This window comes from Sphingomonas hominis, from assembly GCF_013328205.1.
Classification (GTDB): Bacteria; Pseudomonadota; Alphaproteobacteria; order Sphingomonadales; family Sphingomonadaceae; genus Sphingomonas; species Sphingomonas hominis.
The window spans coordinates 228,793-243,063 of record NZ_JABULH010000002.1 but is presented as its reverse complement, the minus strand read 5'-3'; the positions used below and the strand labels follow the sequence as shown (position 1 = coordinate 243,063).

The 14,271-nt window shown below is 67.9% G+C and carries 15 protein-coding genes; 2 read left to right on the top strand and 13 right to left on the bottom strand.

From position 1 onward, the window contains the following. Positions 1-22 precede the first annotated feature (22 nt). Both HRV97_RS06230 and HRV97_RS06225 read left to right on the top strand, forming a co-directional pair. Positions 23-1,117, top strand: coding sequence for a DUF3667 domain-containing protein (locus HRV97_RS06230; RefSeq protein WP_174193087.1), 1,095 nt, complete (start codon positions 23-25; stop codon positions 1,115-1,117). Between the two features lie 66 nt (positions 1,118-1,183). Then, positions 1,184-1,492: a hypothetical protein gene (locus HRV97_RS06225; RefSeq protein WP_174193086.1), complete on the top strand. Its 309-nt coding sequence runs from the start codon at positions 1,184-1,186 to the stop codon at positions 1,490-1,492. Positions 1,493-1,597: 105 nt separating this feature from the next. On the opposite strand, the gene ftsH is transcribed toward HRV97_RS06225, so the two are convergent. From ftsH to HRV97_RS06165, 13 genes are all read right to left on the bottom strand, one after another. Then, on the bottom strand, positions 1,598-3,586 hold the full coding sequence (gene ftsH / locus HRV97_RS06220) for an ATP-dependent zinc metalloprotease FtsH (protein WP_425505736.1): 1,989 nt from the start codon (positions 3,584-3,586) through the stop codon (positions 1,598-1,600). A 64-nt stretch (positions 3,587-3,650) separates the two neighbouring features. Continuing rightward, positions 3,651-4,664: a tRNA lysidine(34) synthetase TilS gene (tilS, locus tag HRV97_RS06215; RefSeq protein WP_174193085.1), complete on the bottom strand. Its 1,014-nt coding sequence runs from the start codon at positions 4,662-4,664 to the stop codon at positions 3,651-3,653. Further along, positions 4,642-5,577 carry a tetratricopeptide repeat protein gene (locus HRV97_RS06210; protein WP_174193083.1) on the bottom strand — a complete coding sequence of 312 codons (936 nt, stop codon included), beginning with the start codon at positions 5,575-5,577 and terminating at the stop codon, positions 4,642-4,644. Before HRV97_RS06210 ends, tilS begins: the two co-directional genes overlap by 23 nt. A gap of 71 nt (positions 5,578-5,648) precedes the next feature. Then, on the bottom strand, positions 5,649-6,632 hold the full coding sequence (locus tag HRV97_RS06205; protein WP_174193081.1) for a helix-turn-helix domain-containing protein: 984 nt from the start codon (positions 6,630-6,632) through the stop codon (positions 5,649-5,651). Between the two features lie 105 nt (positions 6,633-6,737). Next, the gene (gene ptsP, locus HRV97_RS06200) at positions 6,738-9,008 is read right to left on the bottom strand and encodes a phosphoenolpyruvate--protein phosphotransferase (RefSeq protein WP_174193080.1); all 2,271 of its coding nucleotides are present in this window, start codon (positions 9,006-9,008) and stop codon (positions 6,738-6,740) included. A 65-nt stretch (positions 9,009-9,073) separates the two neighbouring features. Beyond that, positions 9,074-9,400 (bottom strand): hypothetical protein, encoded by a 327-nt coding sequence (locus HRV97_RS06195; protein ID WP_174193079.1) that lies wholly within the window; start codon positions 9,398-9,400, stop codon positions 9,074-9,076. Positions 9,401-9,427: 27 nt separating this feature from the next. Beyond that, the gene (locus HRV97_RS17630; protein ID WP_281356786.1) at positions 9,428-9,562 is read right to left on the bottom strand and encodes a hypothetical protein; all 135 of its coding nucleotides are present in this window, start codon (positions 9,560-9,562) and stop codon (positions 9,428-9,430) included. Between the two features lie 369 nt (positions 9,563-9,931). Continuing rightward, on the bottom strand, positions 9,932-10,315 hold the full coding sequence (locus HRV97_RS06190; protein ID WP_223176679.1) for a VOC family protein: 384 nt from the start codon (positions 10,313-10,315) through the stop codon (positions 9,932-9,934). Between the two features lie 107 nt (positions 10,316-10,422). After that, positions 10,423-11,451, bottom strand: coding sequence for a Holliday junction branch migration DNA helicase RuvB (ruvB, locus tag HRV97_RS06185; protein ID WP_174193077.1), 1,029 nt, complete (start codon positions 11,449-11,451; stop codon positions 10,423-10,425). Continuing rightward, positions 11,448-12,170: a haloacid dehalogenase type II gene (locus HRV97_RS06180; protein ID WP_174193076.1), complete on the bottom strand. Its 723-nt coding sequence runs from the start codon at positions 12,168-12,170 to the stop codon at positions 11,448-11,450. The genes ruvB and HRV97_RS06180 overlap by 4 nt, the downstream gene beginning before the upstream one ends. Next, on the bottom strand, positions 12,167-12,763 hold the full coding sequence (gene ruvA, locus HRV97_RS06175; protein WP_174193075.1) for a Holliday junction branch migration protein RuvA: 597 nt from the start codon (positions 12,761-12,763) through the stop codon (positions 12,167-12,169). The genes HRV97_RS06180 and ruvA overlap by 4 nt, the downstream gene beginning before the upstream one ends. A gap of 222 nt (positions 12,764-12,985) precedes the next feature. Continuing rightward, positions 12,986-13,516 carry a crossover junction endodeoxyribonuclease RuvC gene (ruvC, locus tag HRV97_RS06170; protein ID WP_174193073.1) on the bottom strand — a complete coding sequence of 177 codons (531 nt, stop codon included), beginning with the start codon at positions 13,514-13,516 and terminating at the stop codon, positions 12,986-12,988. Next, positions 13,516-14,259: a YebC/PmpR family DNA-binding transcriptional regulator gene (locus HRV97_RS06165; RefSeq protein ID WP_174193072.1), complete on the bottom strand. Its 744-nt coding sequence runs from the start codon at positions 14,257-14,259 to the stop codon at positions 13,516-13,518. The genes ruvC and HRV97_RS06165 overlap by 1 nt, the downstream gene beginning before the upstream one ends. Positions 14,260-14,271: the final 12 nt, after the last annotated feature.

Below are 14,271 nucleotides of genomic sequence, written 5' to 3'. Positions count from 1 at the left end.
GTCGAAAGCGGGGGCTTTGCACATGGCGGGTGAGTTGGTGGCGCACGTGGTGACCGGCGGCTTGATCGCGCACGCGGTCGAACCACGCAGCGGAGCGCAGGCGGCGGCTCATCATTTCGAGCACGGCCTGTGCCTCAACTGCGGCACCGCGCTGATCGACGCGCATTGCCACCGCTGCGGACAGGCTGGGCACGTTCACCGTACTGCGGGCGCGTTCTTCCACGACGTCCTCCACGGCGTGTTCCATTTCGAGGGCAAGGCATGGCGCACGCTGCCGATGCTGGTGCTGCACCCCGGCGCGCTGACGCGGCGCTACGTGGCCGGCGAGCGCGCGCGCTTCGTGTCGCCGATTGCGCTGTTCCTGTTCTCGGTCTTCCTCATGTTCGCGATCCTCGCGCAACTGCCGATGTTCCACTTCGGCGACAGCGCATTCCTGAAGAACGGTGGTGGCGTCGCCGAACTGCAATCGCGGCTCGGGCAAGAACGTACCAAGGTCATCACCGAACTAACCCATCTGCGCGGAGAGCTGGTTGAGGAGCGCGCCGCTAGCAACCCTGACGCTTCGCGGATCGCCAAGCTGGAGCGCCGGATCGCCGATGCGCAAAGCGCGGTGCACGACATGGGCGTCGCGCAACGGGCATTGCCCGGTGTCAAACTTCACAGCAACTTAGGATCGGGCTTCGAGGGTTGGATGGAGCAGAAGTGGGCTCACGCCAAAGAGAACCCGCAACTGCTACTCTACAAGCTCAAGAGCAGCGGGTACAAATATAGCTGGGCGCTGATCCCGCTGTCGCTGCCGTTCCTGTGGCTGTTGTTTCCGTTGAGCCGACGCTTCGGCTTCTACGATCATTCGGTGTTCGCGACCTATTCGCTGACTTTCATGTCGCTGCTGACGATCACCGCCGCGCTACTGATCACGCTGGGTGCAGGCTCAGGCTGGATCATCATCGCGACGCTGATCGCCGCAATTGTGCACATCTACAAGCAATTGAAGGGCGCCTATTCGCTCACCCGCGGCGGCGCGCTGGTGCGTACCATGCTGCTCACCGCGTTCATCTGCTGGGCGATCGTGCCGCTGTTCCTCACCGGCCTGCTCTACCTCGGGCTTGCCGACTAATCGCGCGCAACCTGTGGCGGTCGGCCGCGTTACCGGACGCACCATCACCTCAGGGAGTTTTCTACCATGCGCAAGTTCCTGCTCACCCTTGCGGCCGCTGGTCTGGCCGTTCCGACGGCGGCCGTGGTCGCTCCGACGGGCAAGGCCGAAGCGCGCGAGTATCGCGGCAAGGACTCGCGCTATCGTCGTAACCGCGTGCGTCGTTGCCGCTATTCGAGCGGCACGACCGGGCTGGTCGCGGGCGGTGTCGGTGGCGCAGTGCTCGGCAACGCGGTCGGCGGCGGTCTGCTCGGCACGGTTGCGGGCGGCGCGGCGGGTGCGCTGGGCGGGCGCGCGATCGACCGCACCATCACTGCCAAGAAGCGCTGCCGCTGACGTATCCGATCAGCCGGTACATGCCAGCTGATCGTTGGTGAGCAAACAAAAGGCCGCGGGAGGAACCCTCCCGCGGCCTTTCTCGTGTCATCCGCTCGGCGAGTGTCAGGCACCCGCGGGGGACGGATTTCCGAACGGACCAGTCGGCCGCTTGGTCTTGGGGATCGAGGTGCCGACGCTCGGCACCGCCGCCGTCTTCGGACCCTGGTCGACCCGACCGATGTCGTCGCCCGCGATCAGCCGCTTGATCTCTTCGCCGTTCAGCGTCTCATATTCGAGCAGCGCACCCGCGAGTGCGTGTAGCTGGTCGATGTGATCGCTCAGCACCTGCTTCGCGCGCGACAGGCCGCCCTCGACGATGCCCTTGATTTCGTCGTCAATAAGCTGCGCAGTCGCGTTCGACATCCGCACTGGCTGCGACGACGAGTAACCCAGGAAACTCTCGCCCTCGGGTTGGGCGTATTCGACCGGACCGACCTTGTCCGACATGCCCCACTTGGTGACCATGTCGCGCGCCAGACCCGTGGCGTACTGGATGTCGCCGGAGGCACCCGACGACACCTTGTCGTAACCGAAGATGATCTCCTCGGCGACACGGCCGCCCATCGCTACCGCCAGGTTCGCGTACATCTTGTCGCGATGGTAGCTGTAGCTGTCGCGCTCGGGCAGGCGCATCACCATGCCCAGGGCACGACCGCGCGGAATGATCGTCGCCTTGTGGATCGGATCGGACGCAGGCTCGTGCATCGCGACGACGGCGTGGCCGGCCTCGTGATAGGCGGTCATGCGCTTCTCGTCGTCGGTCATCACCATGCTGCGGCGCTCGGCGCCCATCATGACCTTGTCCTTGGCCTCCTCGAACTCGGCCGAGGCGACCAGTCGCTTGCCCTTGCGCGCCGCCATCAACGCCGCCTCGTTGACGAGGTTGGCGAGGTCCGCACCCGAGAAGCCCGGCGTACCACGCGCGATCACGCGCGCATCAACGTCAGCAGCCAGCGGCACCTTCTTCATGTGCACTTCGAGGATCTTTACGCGACCGTCGATGTCGGGGCGCGGCACGACCACCTGACGATCGAAGCGGCCCGGACGCAGCAGCGCGGGATCGAGCACGTCGGGGCGGTTGGTCGCCGCGACGATGATGATGCCTTCGTTCGCCTCGAATCCGTCCATCTCGACCAGCAACTGGTTGAGCGTCTGCTCGCGCTCGTCGTTGCCGTTGCCCAGGCCCGCCCCGCGATGACGACCCACCGCGTCGATCTCGTCGATGAAGACGATGCAGGGTGCGGACTTCTTCGCCTGCTCGAACATGTCGCGTACGCGGCTGGCGCCGACGCCGACGAACATCTCGACGAAGTCGGAGCCCGAGATGGTGAAGAACGGCACGCCTGCCTCACCCGCGATTGCGCGTGCGAGCAGCGTCTTGCCGGTGCCGGGCGAGCCGACCAGCAACGCGCCCTTGGGAATCTTCCCGCCCAGTCGTGCGAACTTGGTCGGGTCCTTCAGGAACTCGACGATCTCGGTCAGCTCGGCACGCGCCTCGTCGATGCCGGCGACGTCGTCGAACGTCACCTTGCCGTGCTTCTCGGTCAGCATCTTGGCGCGGCTCTTGCCGAAGCCCATCGCGCCGCCAGCACCGCCGCCCTTCTGCATCTGGCGCAGCACGAAGAAGGCGATCCCGAGGAACAGCAGGAACGGGAGTGCCTGAACGAGGATGTACTGCCAGATCGACGGACCTTCCTCAGGCTTGCCCGCGACCTCGACGCCCGCCTTGCGCAGCCGCTCGATCAGCCCGGAATCCTGCACCGGATAGGTGCGGAAGCGATCGCCCGAGGAAAAGGTGCCAGTGATCATGTCGCGGCTGACGTTGACCGTCTTGACCGTGCCCTCATCGACCTTGTCGAGGAAGGTCGAATAAGCAACCGTGTTGCCCTGCGCACCGCTGGTACGACCGTCGAACATCGTGACGACCACGGCGAGCGTCAGCAGGATGCCTACCCAGATCAGCAGGCTTTTCATCCATGGATTGGGACCGCCGCCACCATTCGCGCCGCCGTTCTCACCGTTGTTGCCTGGCTGCTTGTCGTTGTCGTTCATTCGGGAGCCTTTCGTCCACGAATATGTAGGCGTGGCGGGGTTAATGGCAATGGAACAAGGCCGTTCACGTTGATCGACGCGGTGGCGCTTCGGCGAAGCGCCACACCGGTTCGTCGCGCGCGTCACGCAGCCCGCGACACAGTACATTGCCGAGCATCACCGAGCCGCCGCGGGAGAGCGCGGTGACCGCGTCGGCGACCGCGCTTCCCCGCGGTTCGCTGTCGGGGTCGATCGCCGTGACGCAGTGCGCGACCAAGCGGCGTTGCAGCTCGAACGGCAATCCGGCGGGCGACAACGCAACCGCGCCACACGTCACCTCGCAGCGTTCCTGCCACAGCCGATCGGCCGTCCACTCGAGTGCTGTCTCCGCATCGGCCAGCGCCCGCGCGCTCCGCGTCCATGCCGCCGCCTCGATCCACGGCGCCGCGCCGATCGCAGTCCGCAGCCGGGCTCGATCGAAGCGCGGGTCGTGGTTGCTGGGGTCGTCGACCGGCGCGATCCCGCTCGTGGCGACGATCGCGGCGAGTTCGGCGCGCCGCCAGCCGAGCAACGGTCGGATCACGCGGTCGCCGCGCGCGCGCACCCCGGCCAACCCAGCGAGCCCTGCGCCGCGGTTCAACCGCATCACCAGCGTCTCCACCTGATCGTCGGCATGGTGCGCGGTCGCGATCGCCGCCGCCTGGATAGCGTCAGCATGCGCGCGCAGCAGGTTGTAGCGCAGCGCACGCGCCCGCGCCGACACGTTGCGCGTGCGCCCGTCGCGTTCGGGCAACGCACCGGTCAGCACCGCGTGTCGCACGCCCAGCGCCGCGCACAATTCAGCGACCCACGCCGCCTCCCCCGCTGCATCGGGCCGTAATCCGTGGTCGACCGTCGCGGCCATGCAGCGCGATCCGAGCAGCCGATGCGCCAACAGCAGCAATGCGATGCTGTCGGGTCCACCCGACACCGCGACCAGCAGCGGCGCCGACGTGGCGGGCAGCACGCGCGCGAGATCGTCGGCGAAGCGCGCGACCGCCGCAGCGTCAGGCGCGCACGATGGCGTCAGCGGCGCGTTACTTGCACTTGGCGGCGACACGCGCCTTGGCGACGTCGGCCTTCATGCTGGCGGAAATCTTGTCGCCGTAAACATCGGTCAGCTCGCCATAGACCTTGCACGCATCGGCCGGCTTGTTGAGCTTGGTCAGCGATTGCCCGAGATAGTAGAGGCTGTCGGGCGCACGCTCACCTTCGGGGAACTTCTTGTAATTGTCGTAGAAGGCGATCGACGCGAGGCTCGGCTTGCCTTCGTCGAGGTAGCTGCGCCCGAGCAGATTCTGCGCATAGCTGGCACGACGATGCTTGGGATAGGTCGCGACCACCTGCTTCAACTGCGTCTCGGCCTCCGAATACATCTTAGCGGTGTAGAGGCGGAAGCCATAGGTATAGGCGTCCTCGGCCGCGTCGCCGGTGTCCGGTTTCTCGACGCTCGCCGCGCGCGCACTGCGGGTCGGCTCGGCAGGCTTGGCATCGGCGGCGCGCCCCGGCGCGGTGTCGCCCGCAGCCCTAGCGGCACTGCGCGTCGGCGGCGCGGTCTCGGCCGGATCCGCCGTGCCGGCCGACGCTGCAGCAGGCGCGGCGAGCCGCGCGTCCGTCGCCTTCTTGTACGCGGTGAACTGATCCTCGATCTGACGCAGACGATATTGCGTCTGCTCGATCTGACCGGTCATCGTCGCCATCTGTTGTTCCAGCGCGGTGACGCGGTTCGACAGGTCGGTAACCGGGCTGGTCGCGGGCACGCCGTTCGGCACCGTCCGCGTCGCCTCGGGCGAAATCTGCGGTTCGACCAGCGCGACGTTGCCGCCGGGGAACACCTTGCGCTGCACCGCGCGCATCTCGCTTTCCAGCTTGCCGACGCGGCCCTCGACGTTCGACTGCGCGGTCGCAGGAACCGTCGTCACCGCCAGCGCCCCGACCGCGGCGAGCCCCGCACTCAAGCGTAATCCGTTCATGCGTCGCCCCCGACCATCGATCATCATGCGTGGTAACTAGTTGCGTTCACCTGTCCATAGGCTGAAGCGGCTTACTGCACCGACGGCGTGCTTGCCGCGCTGGGCGCCGCCGCATCGCCGGCCGCGGCGCGGTTGGCGCGGGCTGCCTCATCGTCGCCACCGGCGGGCGAGGCGAAGGCGGGCGGTAGCGTGCCGCTGCGCCTATTGACGGTCGAGCGCGCCTGCGTGCGCGATGCCGATACGGCATCGGTCGGCGTCGCGAGCGGCGCCGTACCCGTTGCGCGACCCGCCAGTGCCGCCGCACTAATGCGGATGTCCTTGAGTGGACGGCTGCCGTCGCCGAGCGGCGGAACCGCGCGCCCGCCAACAGTGATCTGCAGCTTGTCTGGACGGCCGACGTTGATCATCGGTTCGTTGGCGTTGGCCGGCACCTCGAACCGCTGACCCGGCTTCATCGTGCCCAGGAACAACGTGGCGTTCGCCGCATCGTAGACGCGCAGCCACACCTCGTCGGCCGCGGTCAGCACGACCGGTCCCGTTGTCGCGACGGGCGTCGGCGCAGACGTGGGGGCGGGCACTGCGGTCGACACCTGCGCATCGCCCGCGGGCGTGCTCGGCTGCTCGCTCGTGCCGCGGAACACGTCGGTGGTGAACCACAGCAGCGCCAGGATCAGCACCGCGAGCGCGAGCCCGAGTGCGACGATCACCAGCCCGCGCGATGGCCCGCGCGCCGGGTCGGCAATCTCCTGCACGTGGTGCTGCGGGCGCTGCACAGCGCCGGGCGCGTTCATCTCCTCGCGGATGTCGCGGCCGATTGCCACCTGATCGAGCCCGACCGCACGCGCATACGCCTTGGCGAAGCCCACCGCGTAGGTCGACGACGGCAGCTCCTGCAGCCGACCGGTCTCGATCGCCTCAAGGAAACGCTGCGTCACGCGGGTGCGCACCGCCACCTCGGGCAGCGACAGCCCTTGTGCCTCGCGCGCGGCAAGGAGCCGCTGGCCGACCGATGCCGGTTTCGCGCTCGCCTTCTCGCCCAAGTCGCCGTCGCCCATCTTGTTCTCCAGCGTGCCGCGATGCTCGGTATCGCCGCCACTGTTACGCGTCTTTCAAACACGCCGGTTAGTGTCAACCGAGCCGTCACCCGGCCCGGCGCGCGATCACGCCATTTCGACGCCTTGCGACGCGGCCCAATCGGCCAGCACCGCGCGCATGTCACGCGTGGGGTGATCGAGCAAATCGACCATGCGTGCCTGAAGGGCGCCGTGATCGAGCGAGCGGATCATCGCCTTGATCGGGCCGACCGCCGCCGGGGTGATCGACAATCGGTCGATGCCGAGCCCGATCAGCGCCATTGCCTCCAGCGGGCGCCCGCCCATCTCGCCGCACACCGCCACCGGCACGCCCGCGGCACGCGCCTGATCCGACACGAGCCGGACGAAGCGCAGGATCGAGGTCGACAACCAATCGTAGCGCTCGGCCAGCTTGGGATTGGCGCGGTCGGCGGCGAATAGAAATTGCGTCAGGTCGTTGGTGCCGATTGAGAGGAATTGCACCTTGGGCAGTAGCAGGTCGAGTTGGTACGCCAGGCTCGGCACCTCCAGCATCGCGCCGTAGCGGATCTCGACGGGCAAGCGTCGCCCGCGCGAGGCGATCCAGTCGCGCTGCGCCTCGAACAGTGCCTTGGCCTCGTCGAACTCCCATGCCTCGCTCACCATCGGGAACATGACGTTGAGCGTGCGCCCCGCCGCTGCCTCCAGCAGCGCGCGTGCCTGTGCCTTCATCAACCCGTCGCGCTCGAGCGCGAGCCTGAGCGCGCGCCAGCCCATCGCAGGGTTCTCCTCCTCGGCCGAATCGGCAACGAGGTACGGCAACGCCTTGTCGCCGCCGATGTCGACCGTCCGGAACACGACCGGGCGGTCGCCTGCGGCATCCAGCACCTCGCGGTAGAGCCGCTGCTGACGCTCGCGCTGCGGCAGCGTGGCGGACACCAGGAACTGGAATTCGGTGCGGAACAGCCCGATCCCGTCCGCACCCGTCACGTCGAGCGCGGCGACGTCGTCGCGCAGCCCAGCGTTGACCATCACGGTTACGCGGTGCCCGTCGCGCGTCTCGGGTGCGAGGTCGCGCAGCGCGGCGTAGGCGGCCTTGCGTTTCTGCCGGAGCAGCAGCTTGGCGTCGAACGCTTCCTCCATCGGCAGCGTCGGACGCACCAGCACCGAGCCTTCGGTCACGTCGAGCAGCAGCAGATCGCCCTCCGCGATCGTGCGGCGCACGTCGCGCACGCGCCCCAGCACCGGCACGCCCATGGCGCGCGCGACGATGATGACGTGCGCGGTCAGCGATCCTTCCTCCAGGATCACGCCCTTCAACCGTCGGCGATCGTATTCGAGCAGTTCGGCCGGCCCCAGGTTGCGCGCGATCAGGATCGTATCCTGCCTGAGCCCCAGTTGCGCCGCGGTGCCCATCTGGCCCGACACGGTTCGCAGCAGCCGGTTGGACAGATCCTCCAGGTCGTGCATCCGGTCCTGCAACAACGGATCGTCGATCTGGCGCATGCGCTGGCGCGTGCGCTGCTGCACCCGCTCGATTGCGGCCTCGGCGGTCAGGCCGCTGTCGATCGCCTCGTTGATCCGCCGCGCCCAACCCTCGTCGTAGGCGAACATCTTGTAGGTGGCGATCACCTCCTGATGTTCGTCGCCGACGCCGAACTCGGCCTCGCGCGCGATGCGGTCGATCTGTTCGCGCATCTTGTCGAACGCGGCATAGACGCGGTGGCGCTCGGCCTCAGTGTCCTCGGCGACGGTGTGCTCGATCGTCACGCGCGGCTGGTGGAACACCGCGCACCCCGCCGCCATGCCGTCGACCAGTTTCTGGCCCGAAATGCGGACGGTCGCGGTCGACTGCACGCGGTCCTTGGGCCCGCCCTGGTCGATCAGCCCGGCATTGGCGATCAGCTCGGACAAGACCATCGCCACCGTCTGCAACGCCTCGATCTCGATGTCGGCGTAGCGACGCGGATCGGCGTGCTGCACCGCCAGCACGCCCACCGAGCGTTCGCGCCGGACGATCGGGACCCCCGCGAAGCTGTGATAGCGATCTTCGCCCGTCTCGGGCTTGTAGGCGAAATCGGGGTGGCTCGCCGCTTCGTCGAGGTTCAAGATTTCGTTCTGCTCGGCGATCGTGCCGACCAGCCCCTCGCCCATCGCCAGCTTGGTGACGTGCACCGCCTCCGGTGCCAGCCCGCGGGTTGCGAACAGTTCCAGCACGCCTTCGCGCAGCAGGTAGATCGAGCAGACCTCGCTATCGAGCGCCTCGCCGATGATCTCCACCACCTGGTTGAGCTTCGACTGCGCCGGGCTGCGCGCGGCCATCACGTCGTGCAGGCGGGTCAGGATTTCACGGGCAGAGGCGGCGGCGGAGACAGGCATGGCCAGAGGCTAACAGACGCGGGTGGCGGGTGCCACGCAACATATCGTTGGCGGCACCCAAGCGGTCACGCGGCGTGCTTGGCGTCGTGGTCGGGCTTCGGCTTGGGCTTGCCCTCGCCCTTGTGCTTGGCCTTGTGGCCGGGTTTGGGCTTCTTGGGCCTAGGCTTGTCGCGCTCTTCCAGCATGAACACGCCCGCAGCCAGCGCGAGCGCGGCGGCACCGATCCCGATCGCGGCCCCGATCGCGAGCGAGCGGTTATGGTCGTGCTTGTCGGGGGTCTTGGCGACCGGGCGATCGGTCGGCGCGGATGCGGCGTGCGGATGCGGCGGCTCGTGGATCGGATAAGGCGACTGATTGTCCTTGGGCACGGGCGGCGTGTGCGAGTGCGACATGCGGGGTTCCTCGAATGGTAGAAGCGCTCAACGCAGCGGCGTCAGGTCGGCTCCGTCAGGTCTGGCACGAAGTGGAGCCGCGAAGTGGAGGAAGTGGAGGCTCCCCCGCCCGCGCGCGCCCGCCTGCGCGGGGGCGGAGAATGTGTGAACACTGGTGGTCATCGCGTCGCCCTGCCCGGTCGGGCGCGTGTAGGACAGCGGCGTTTTGCTCGGTCGGGTGCAGGCACGAGCCGTGAATGCGACGATGAGCGCACGCTACGTCCGTACGATCAAATCCGACCGACTATTAACGTGCCTGCGCCGCCGCCGCATGCCGACCGATCGTTCACGCGCGTTGCCGAGCCCGGTGCGGCGGAAGCCCCGGTCGCGTTGCGCCCGCTTTCTCGGCTTGGTCTGAGACAATGGTGCAAAGGTCCGCTTTTGACGGACGCAGACATGCCGGCCGGTTGTTTGGCTTTCTTCTGGCAACACGCTTGCCGCCCATCCCCGCCGGAGACGGGCAGCGTTCAGGCCGGCATGCGACCTTCGTGCTTACTGAGGGAAATGGATCCCACAGAGCTTGTTGCCGTCGGGGTCCCGAAAATAGGCGAGCTCGATCGTGCCCATGGATGCGGTGTGGCGCGGACCGGGTGGTGCTTCGATCGTGGTGCCGCCATTGGCGATCGCCGTGTCATGAAGCTGCTTCACCTGCTCGGGTGAGTTGCACGAAAAAGCGACGGTGCTGCCGTTCGCGATCGTTGCCGGTTCGTCGTTGATCGGCTGGCTGACGATGAAGTTGGTTCCGCTGCCATCATTGTAGATCAGCCGCGTATGACCACTATCGGCGATGTTCCGCGCCCCTTCGCCAGCGCCGAGCGTCCCGAGCACCTTGTCGTAGAAGCGCTTCGATCGTTCGATGTCGTTCGATCCGACCATGGTGTGAAACAGCACGCTTGTTCTCCTGCTCAGGCCGTCGTTGAAGTGCGCTCGATGAATGGGGACAACAGGCGCAATCGGCACATGCCAGCACGCGCGCCCTGCCGCTACCCCGCGTCGAACAGCCCATCCTGGCTGCCGGTCGGCGGGTTGAGGCCGAGGTGCTTCCACCCGCCCGCGTTCAGGAACCGCCCGCGCGCGGTGCGGGCGATCAGGCCGAGCTGGATCAGATACGGCTCGATCACCTCCTCGATCGTGTCGCGCGGCTCGGACAGGCCGGCGGCGAGCGTTTCGACGCCCACCGGGCCGCCGCGGTACACGTCGGCGATCATGTGAAGGTAGCGGCGGTCCATCGCGTCGAGCCCGAGCTGGTCGACCTCCAGCCGGTTGAGCGCGCGGTCGGCGGCGTCGGCGTCGACCACCGCCGCACCCGCGACGCTGGCGAAATCGCGCACGCGGCGCAGCAGCCGCCCGGCGATGCGCGGCGTGCCACGCGAGCGGCGCGCGACCTCGGCCGCGCCATCGGGTGCGATACCCATGTCGAGCAACCCGGCGGCGCGGGTCACGACGCGGGTCAGTTCGTCGACCGAGTAGAATTGCAAGCGAAGCGGAATGCCGAAGCGGTCGCGCAACGGGGTCGTCAACAATCCCTGCCGCGTCGTCGCACCCACCAGCGTAAAGCGCGGCAGATCGATCCGCACGCTGCGCGCCGACGGCCCTTCGCCGATCATCAGGTCGAGCGCGCGATCCTCCATTGCGGGGTAGAGCACTTCCTCGACCGCGGGCTGGAGCCGGTGGATCTCGTCGATGAACAGCACGTCGCCGTCCTCGAGATTGGTCAGCAGCGCGGCGAGATCGCCCGATTTGGCGATCACCGGACCGGAGGTGGCGCGGAAGCCCACCCCCATCTCGCGCGCGACGATCTGCGCCAGCGTCGTCTTGCCCAGCCCCGGCGGCCCGAAGAACAGCACGTGGTCGAGCGCGTCGCCGCGGCTACGTGCGGCGTCGATGAAGACGCGCAGATTCTCACGCGCGGCCTTCTGCCCGACGAAATCGTCGAGACTGCGCGGGCGCAGCGCCGCGTCGACGTCCTCGGGGCGCCTGGCGGGGGTGAGCAGGCGTTCGGTATCGGTCACTTAGGCACTTCCAGTTGCGCGGCGAGCGCAGTGAGGCTGTCGGCCTCGTAATCCCAGTCCTGCCGCTGATCGCGGTCGGGCGCGGATGCGCCGCCATATTCCATCGGCCGGTCGATATAGGCGGTCATCAACCCCGCCTTCCGCGCCGCGGCCAGATCGCTGTGGTGCGCGGCGACGAGGCAGAAGTCGTTCGGCTCGACCCCGCATGCGGCGGCGGTGGACAGGTACACCTCGCGCGACGGCTTGAACGCGCGCGCGTGTTCGGCGCCGAGGATCGCGTCCCACTCCAGCCCGGCGCGGCGCGACAGCTCGATCATGAGCGCGACATTGCCGTTCGACAGCGTGACGACGGGGGCGAGCGCGCGCAGCCGCGCCAGCCCTGCGACCGAGTCGGGCCAAGGGGCGAGCCGGTGCCACGCGTGCGACCAGTCGGTCACGAGCGCGGGGTCGAGCGCGTCCACGTCGACACCATGGTGCCGCAGCAGGTCGACCAGCATCTCGCAGTGGAGCGTGTCGAGGATCACGAAGTCGCGCCCACCCTCGCGCACCTTCGCCATCGCGGGCTGATAGCGCGCGCGCCACGCGTCGGCGAAGTGCTCGGCGTCGAGGTCGCCGCGCCCGATCCGCGCGAGGAAGCCGGCGCTCTCGCGCGCGATGCTCGTCCGCCAGTCGACGACAGTGCCGAACACGTCGAAGCCGAATGCCTTTGGTCGCCTCATTTCGCCGCCTTTCGGAGTGCCAGCCGCACCAGCGCGTCGAGCGTCGCGGTGTCGCCCAGTTCCTCCTCGGCGGCCGCCACCGCGGCGCTCGCCTCGGCGGGGCGGAAACCGAGGTTGAGCAGCGCCGACACCGCGTCCGCGCCCGCACCCGCCGGCACCACCTGCGCCGCCGCGGCGGGGCCGATCGCGATGCCGCCGACCTTGTCCTTCAACTCGCGCACGATCCGCTCGGCGAGCTTCGGCCCGACGCCGTTGGCGCGCGCGACCGTTGCCTTGTCCTGCGCCATCACCGCGCGGCTGATGTCGTTGGGCTCGAGCGCCGACAGGATCGCGAGCGCGACACGTGCCCCCACCCCCTGCACGCCGGTCAGCAACCGGAACCAGTCGCGCTCGGCCGCGGTCGCGAAGCCGACCAGCCGCAGGAAATCCTCGCCGACGAGCAGGTCGGTGTGGAGCACGCACGCCTCGCCCGCGGGGCCGAGCGCCGCGAGCGTGCGCGCGGAGGCACCGACGAGGTAACCCACACCGCCGACGTCGATCACTGCATGGTCGATGCCAGTCGATTCGAGCCGACCTTTCAGGTGCGCGATCATCGGGTGCGGGGCCGGGGCAAGGTCATGCGGCGGAACCTAACAGGAACGCGAGCGGAGCGGGAGTGGGAATGCGGATGATTCGGACCCATGACGTCAGGTCGGACAGACTGTCACCGACAATGACGCTGCGGGCGCTGCGGCGACTGCAAGTCCGACCGAGCGACATCGTGCCCCCGCGAAGATGGACCCTGAAACGAGTTCAGGGTGACGGAGACAAGAAGGTCAGGCCATCACCCTCGCCCGCCGCATCATGCCTTCTTGACTTGCGAGGTGGTGCGCGTGGGTGATCGCGACTGCGAGCGCGTCGGCGGCGTCCGGTCCGGCGAGCTTCGCGCCGGGCAGCAGGTGACCGAGCATCGCCTGGATCTGGCGCTTCTCCGCGCCGCCGGTGCCGACCACCGCCTTCTTCACCGCGCTGGGGTGGTATTCGCCCACGATCAACCCGGACGCGGCCGCCGCGAGCAGCACCGCGCCGCGCGCTTGCCCCAGCTTGAGCGTCGATTGCGCGTTGCTGTTGCCTAGCACCTCCTCGACCGCCGAACTGTCGGGCTTCTCCGCGCGGATCACGTCGATCAGCGCGGAGTGGAGATTCCACAGCCGGCGCGCCAGCGGCATCGTCGTGTCGGTCTTGATCTGACCGTTGGCGACGTGGGTCAAGCGGTTGCCCTCGGCACGGATCACCCCCCAGCCGGTGGTGCCGAGCCCGGGGTCCATGCCGAGGATGATGAGCGGCTTGACCCCCACTCGCTCCATCAGCCGAGCTTCTCCATGACCGCGTCGGACACTTCGTAATTGCCCCAGACCGTCTGCACGTCATCGTCGTCGTCGAGCGTGTCAATCAGCTTGAACAGCGTCGCCGCGTCACCCTCGCTGACCTCGACCATCGTCTGCGGCCGCCATGCAAGCTTCGCACCCTCAAATTCTCCCAGCACCGGCTCCAGCGCCTTCGCGACTTCGTGCAGATCGCCCTGCGCGGTCCAAACCTCATGGCCTTCCTCGGTCGAGGTCACGTCCTCGGCCCCCGCCTCAAGTGCTGCCTCGAACACCTTGTCGGCGTCGCCTGCCTTCGCCGGATAGGTGATGAGGCCAACACGGTCGAAGCCGTGGCTGACCGAGCCCGCGGTGCCGAGGTTCCCGCCATTTTTCGACACCGCGGTGCGCACGTTGGTCGCGGTACGGTTGCGGTTGTCGGTCAGTGCCTCGATGATCAGCGACACGCCGCCCGGACCGAAGCCCTCGTAGCGGATTTCCTCGTAATTCTCGGTGTCGCCCTTCGATGCCTTGTCGATCGAGCGCTGGATATTGTCCTTGGGCACCGACTGCGCCTTGGCGGCGTTGATCGCGGCGCGCAGGCGCGGGTTCATGTCGGGATCGGGCAGGCCCATCTTCGCCGCCACCGTGATTTCGCGGCTGAGCTTGGAGAACATGCTGGAGCGCTTCTTATCCTGCGCGCCCTTGCGGTGCATGATGTTCTTGAACTTGGAATGGCCGGCCATCGTAACCCTGCA

Excerpts from the sequence above, each read along its gene's own strand:
- ptsP (WP_174193080.1), bottom strand. The coding sequence starts at position 9,008 with ATGCCTGTCTCCGCCGCCGCCTCTGCCCGTGAAATCCTGACCCGCCTG.
- ftsH (WP_425505736.1), bottom strand. The coding sequence starts at position 3,586 with ATGAACGACAACGACAAGCAGCCAGGCAACAACGGTGAGAACGGCGGC.
- ruvA (WP_174193075.1), bottom strand. The coding sequence starts at position 12,763 with ATGATCGCGCACCTGAAAGGTCGGCTCGAATCGACTGGCATCGACCAT.
- HRV97_RS06195 (WP_174193079.1), bottom strand. The coding sequence starts at position 9,400 with ATGTCGCACTCGCACACGCCGCCCGTGCCCAAGGACAATCAGTCGCCT.
- HRV97_RS06165 (WP_174193072.1), bottom strand. The coding sequence starts at position 14,259 with ATGGCCGGCCATTCCAAGTTCAAGAACATCATGCACCGCAAGGGCGCG.
- HRV97_RS06230 (WP_174193087.1), top strand. The coding sequence starts at position 23 with ATGGCGGGTGAGTTGGTGGCGCACGTGGTGACCGGCGGCTTGATCGCG.
- ruvC (WP_174193073.1), bottom strand. The coding sequence starts at position 13,516 with ATGGAGCGAGTGGGGGTCAAGCCGCTCATCATCCTCGGCATGGACCCC.
- HRV97_RS06205 (WP_174193081.1), bottom strand. The coding sequence starts at position 6,632 with ATGGGCGACGGCGACTTGGGCGAGAAGGCGAGCGCGAAACCGGCATCG.
- HRV97_RS17630 (WP_281356786.1), bottom strand. The coding sequence starts at position 9,562 with ATGACCACCAGTGTTCACACATTCTCCGCCCCCGCGCAGGCGGGCGCG.
- HRV97_RS06190 (WP_223176679.1), bottom strand. The coding sequence starts at position 10,315 with ATGGTCGGATCGAACGACATCGAACGATCGAAGCGCTTCTACGACAAG.
- HRV97_RS06180 (WP_174193076.1), bottom strand. The coding sequence starts at position 12,170 with ATGAGGCGACCAAAGGCATTCGGCTTCGACGTGTTCGGCACTGTCGTC.
- HRV97_RS06210 (WP_174193083.1), bottom strand. The coding sequence starts at position 5,577 with ATGAACGGATTACGCTTGAGTGCGGGGCTCGCCGCGGTCGGGGCGCTG.
- HRV97_RS06225 (WP_174193086.1), top strand. The coding sequence starts at position 1,184 with ATGCGCAAGTTCCTGCTCACCCTTGCGGCCGCTGGTCTGGCCGTTCCG.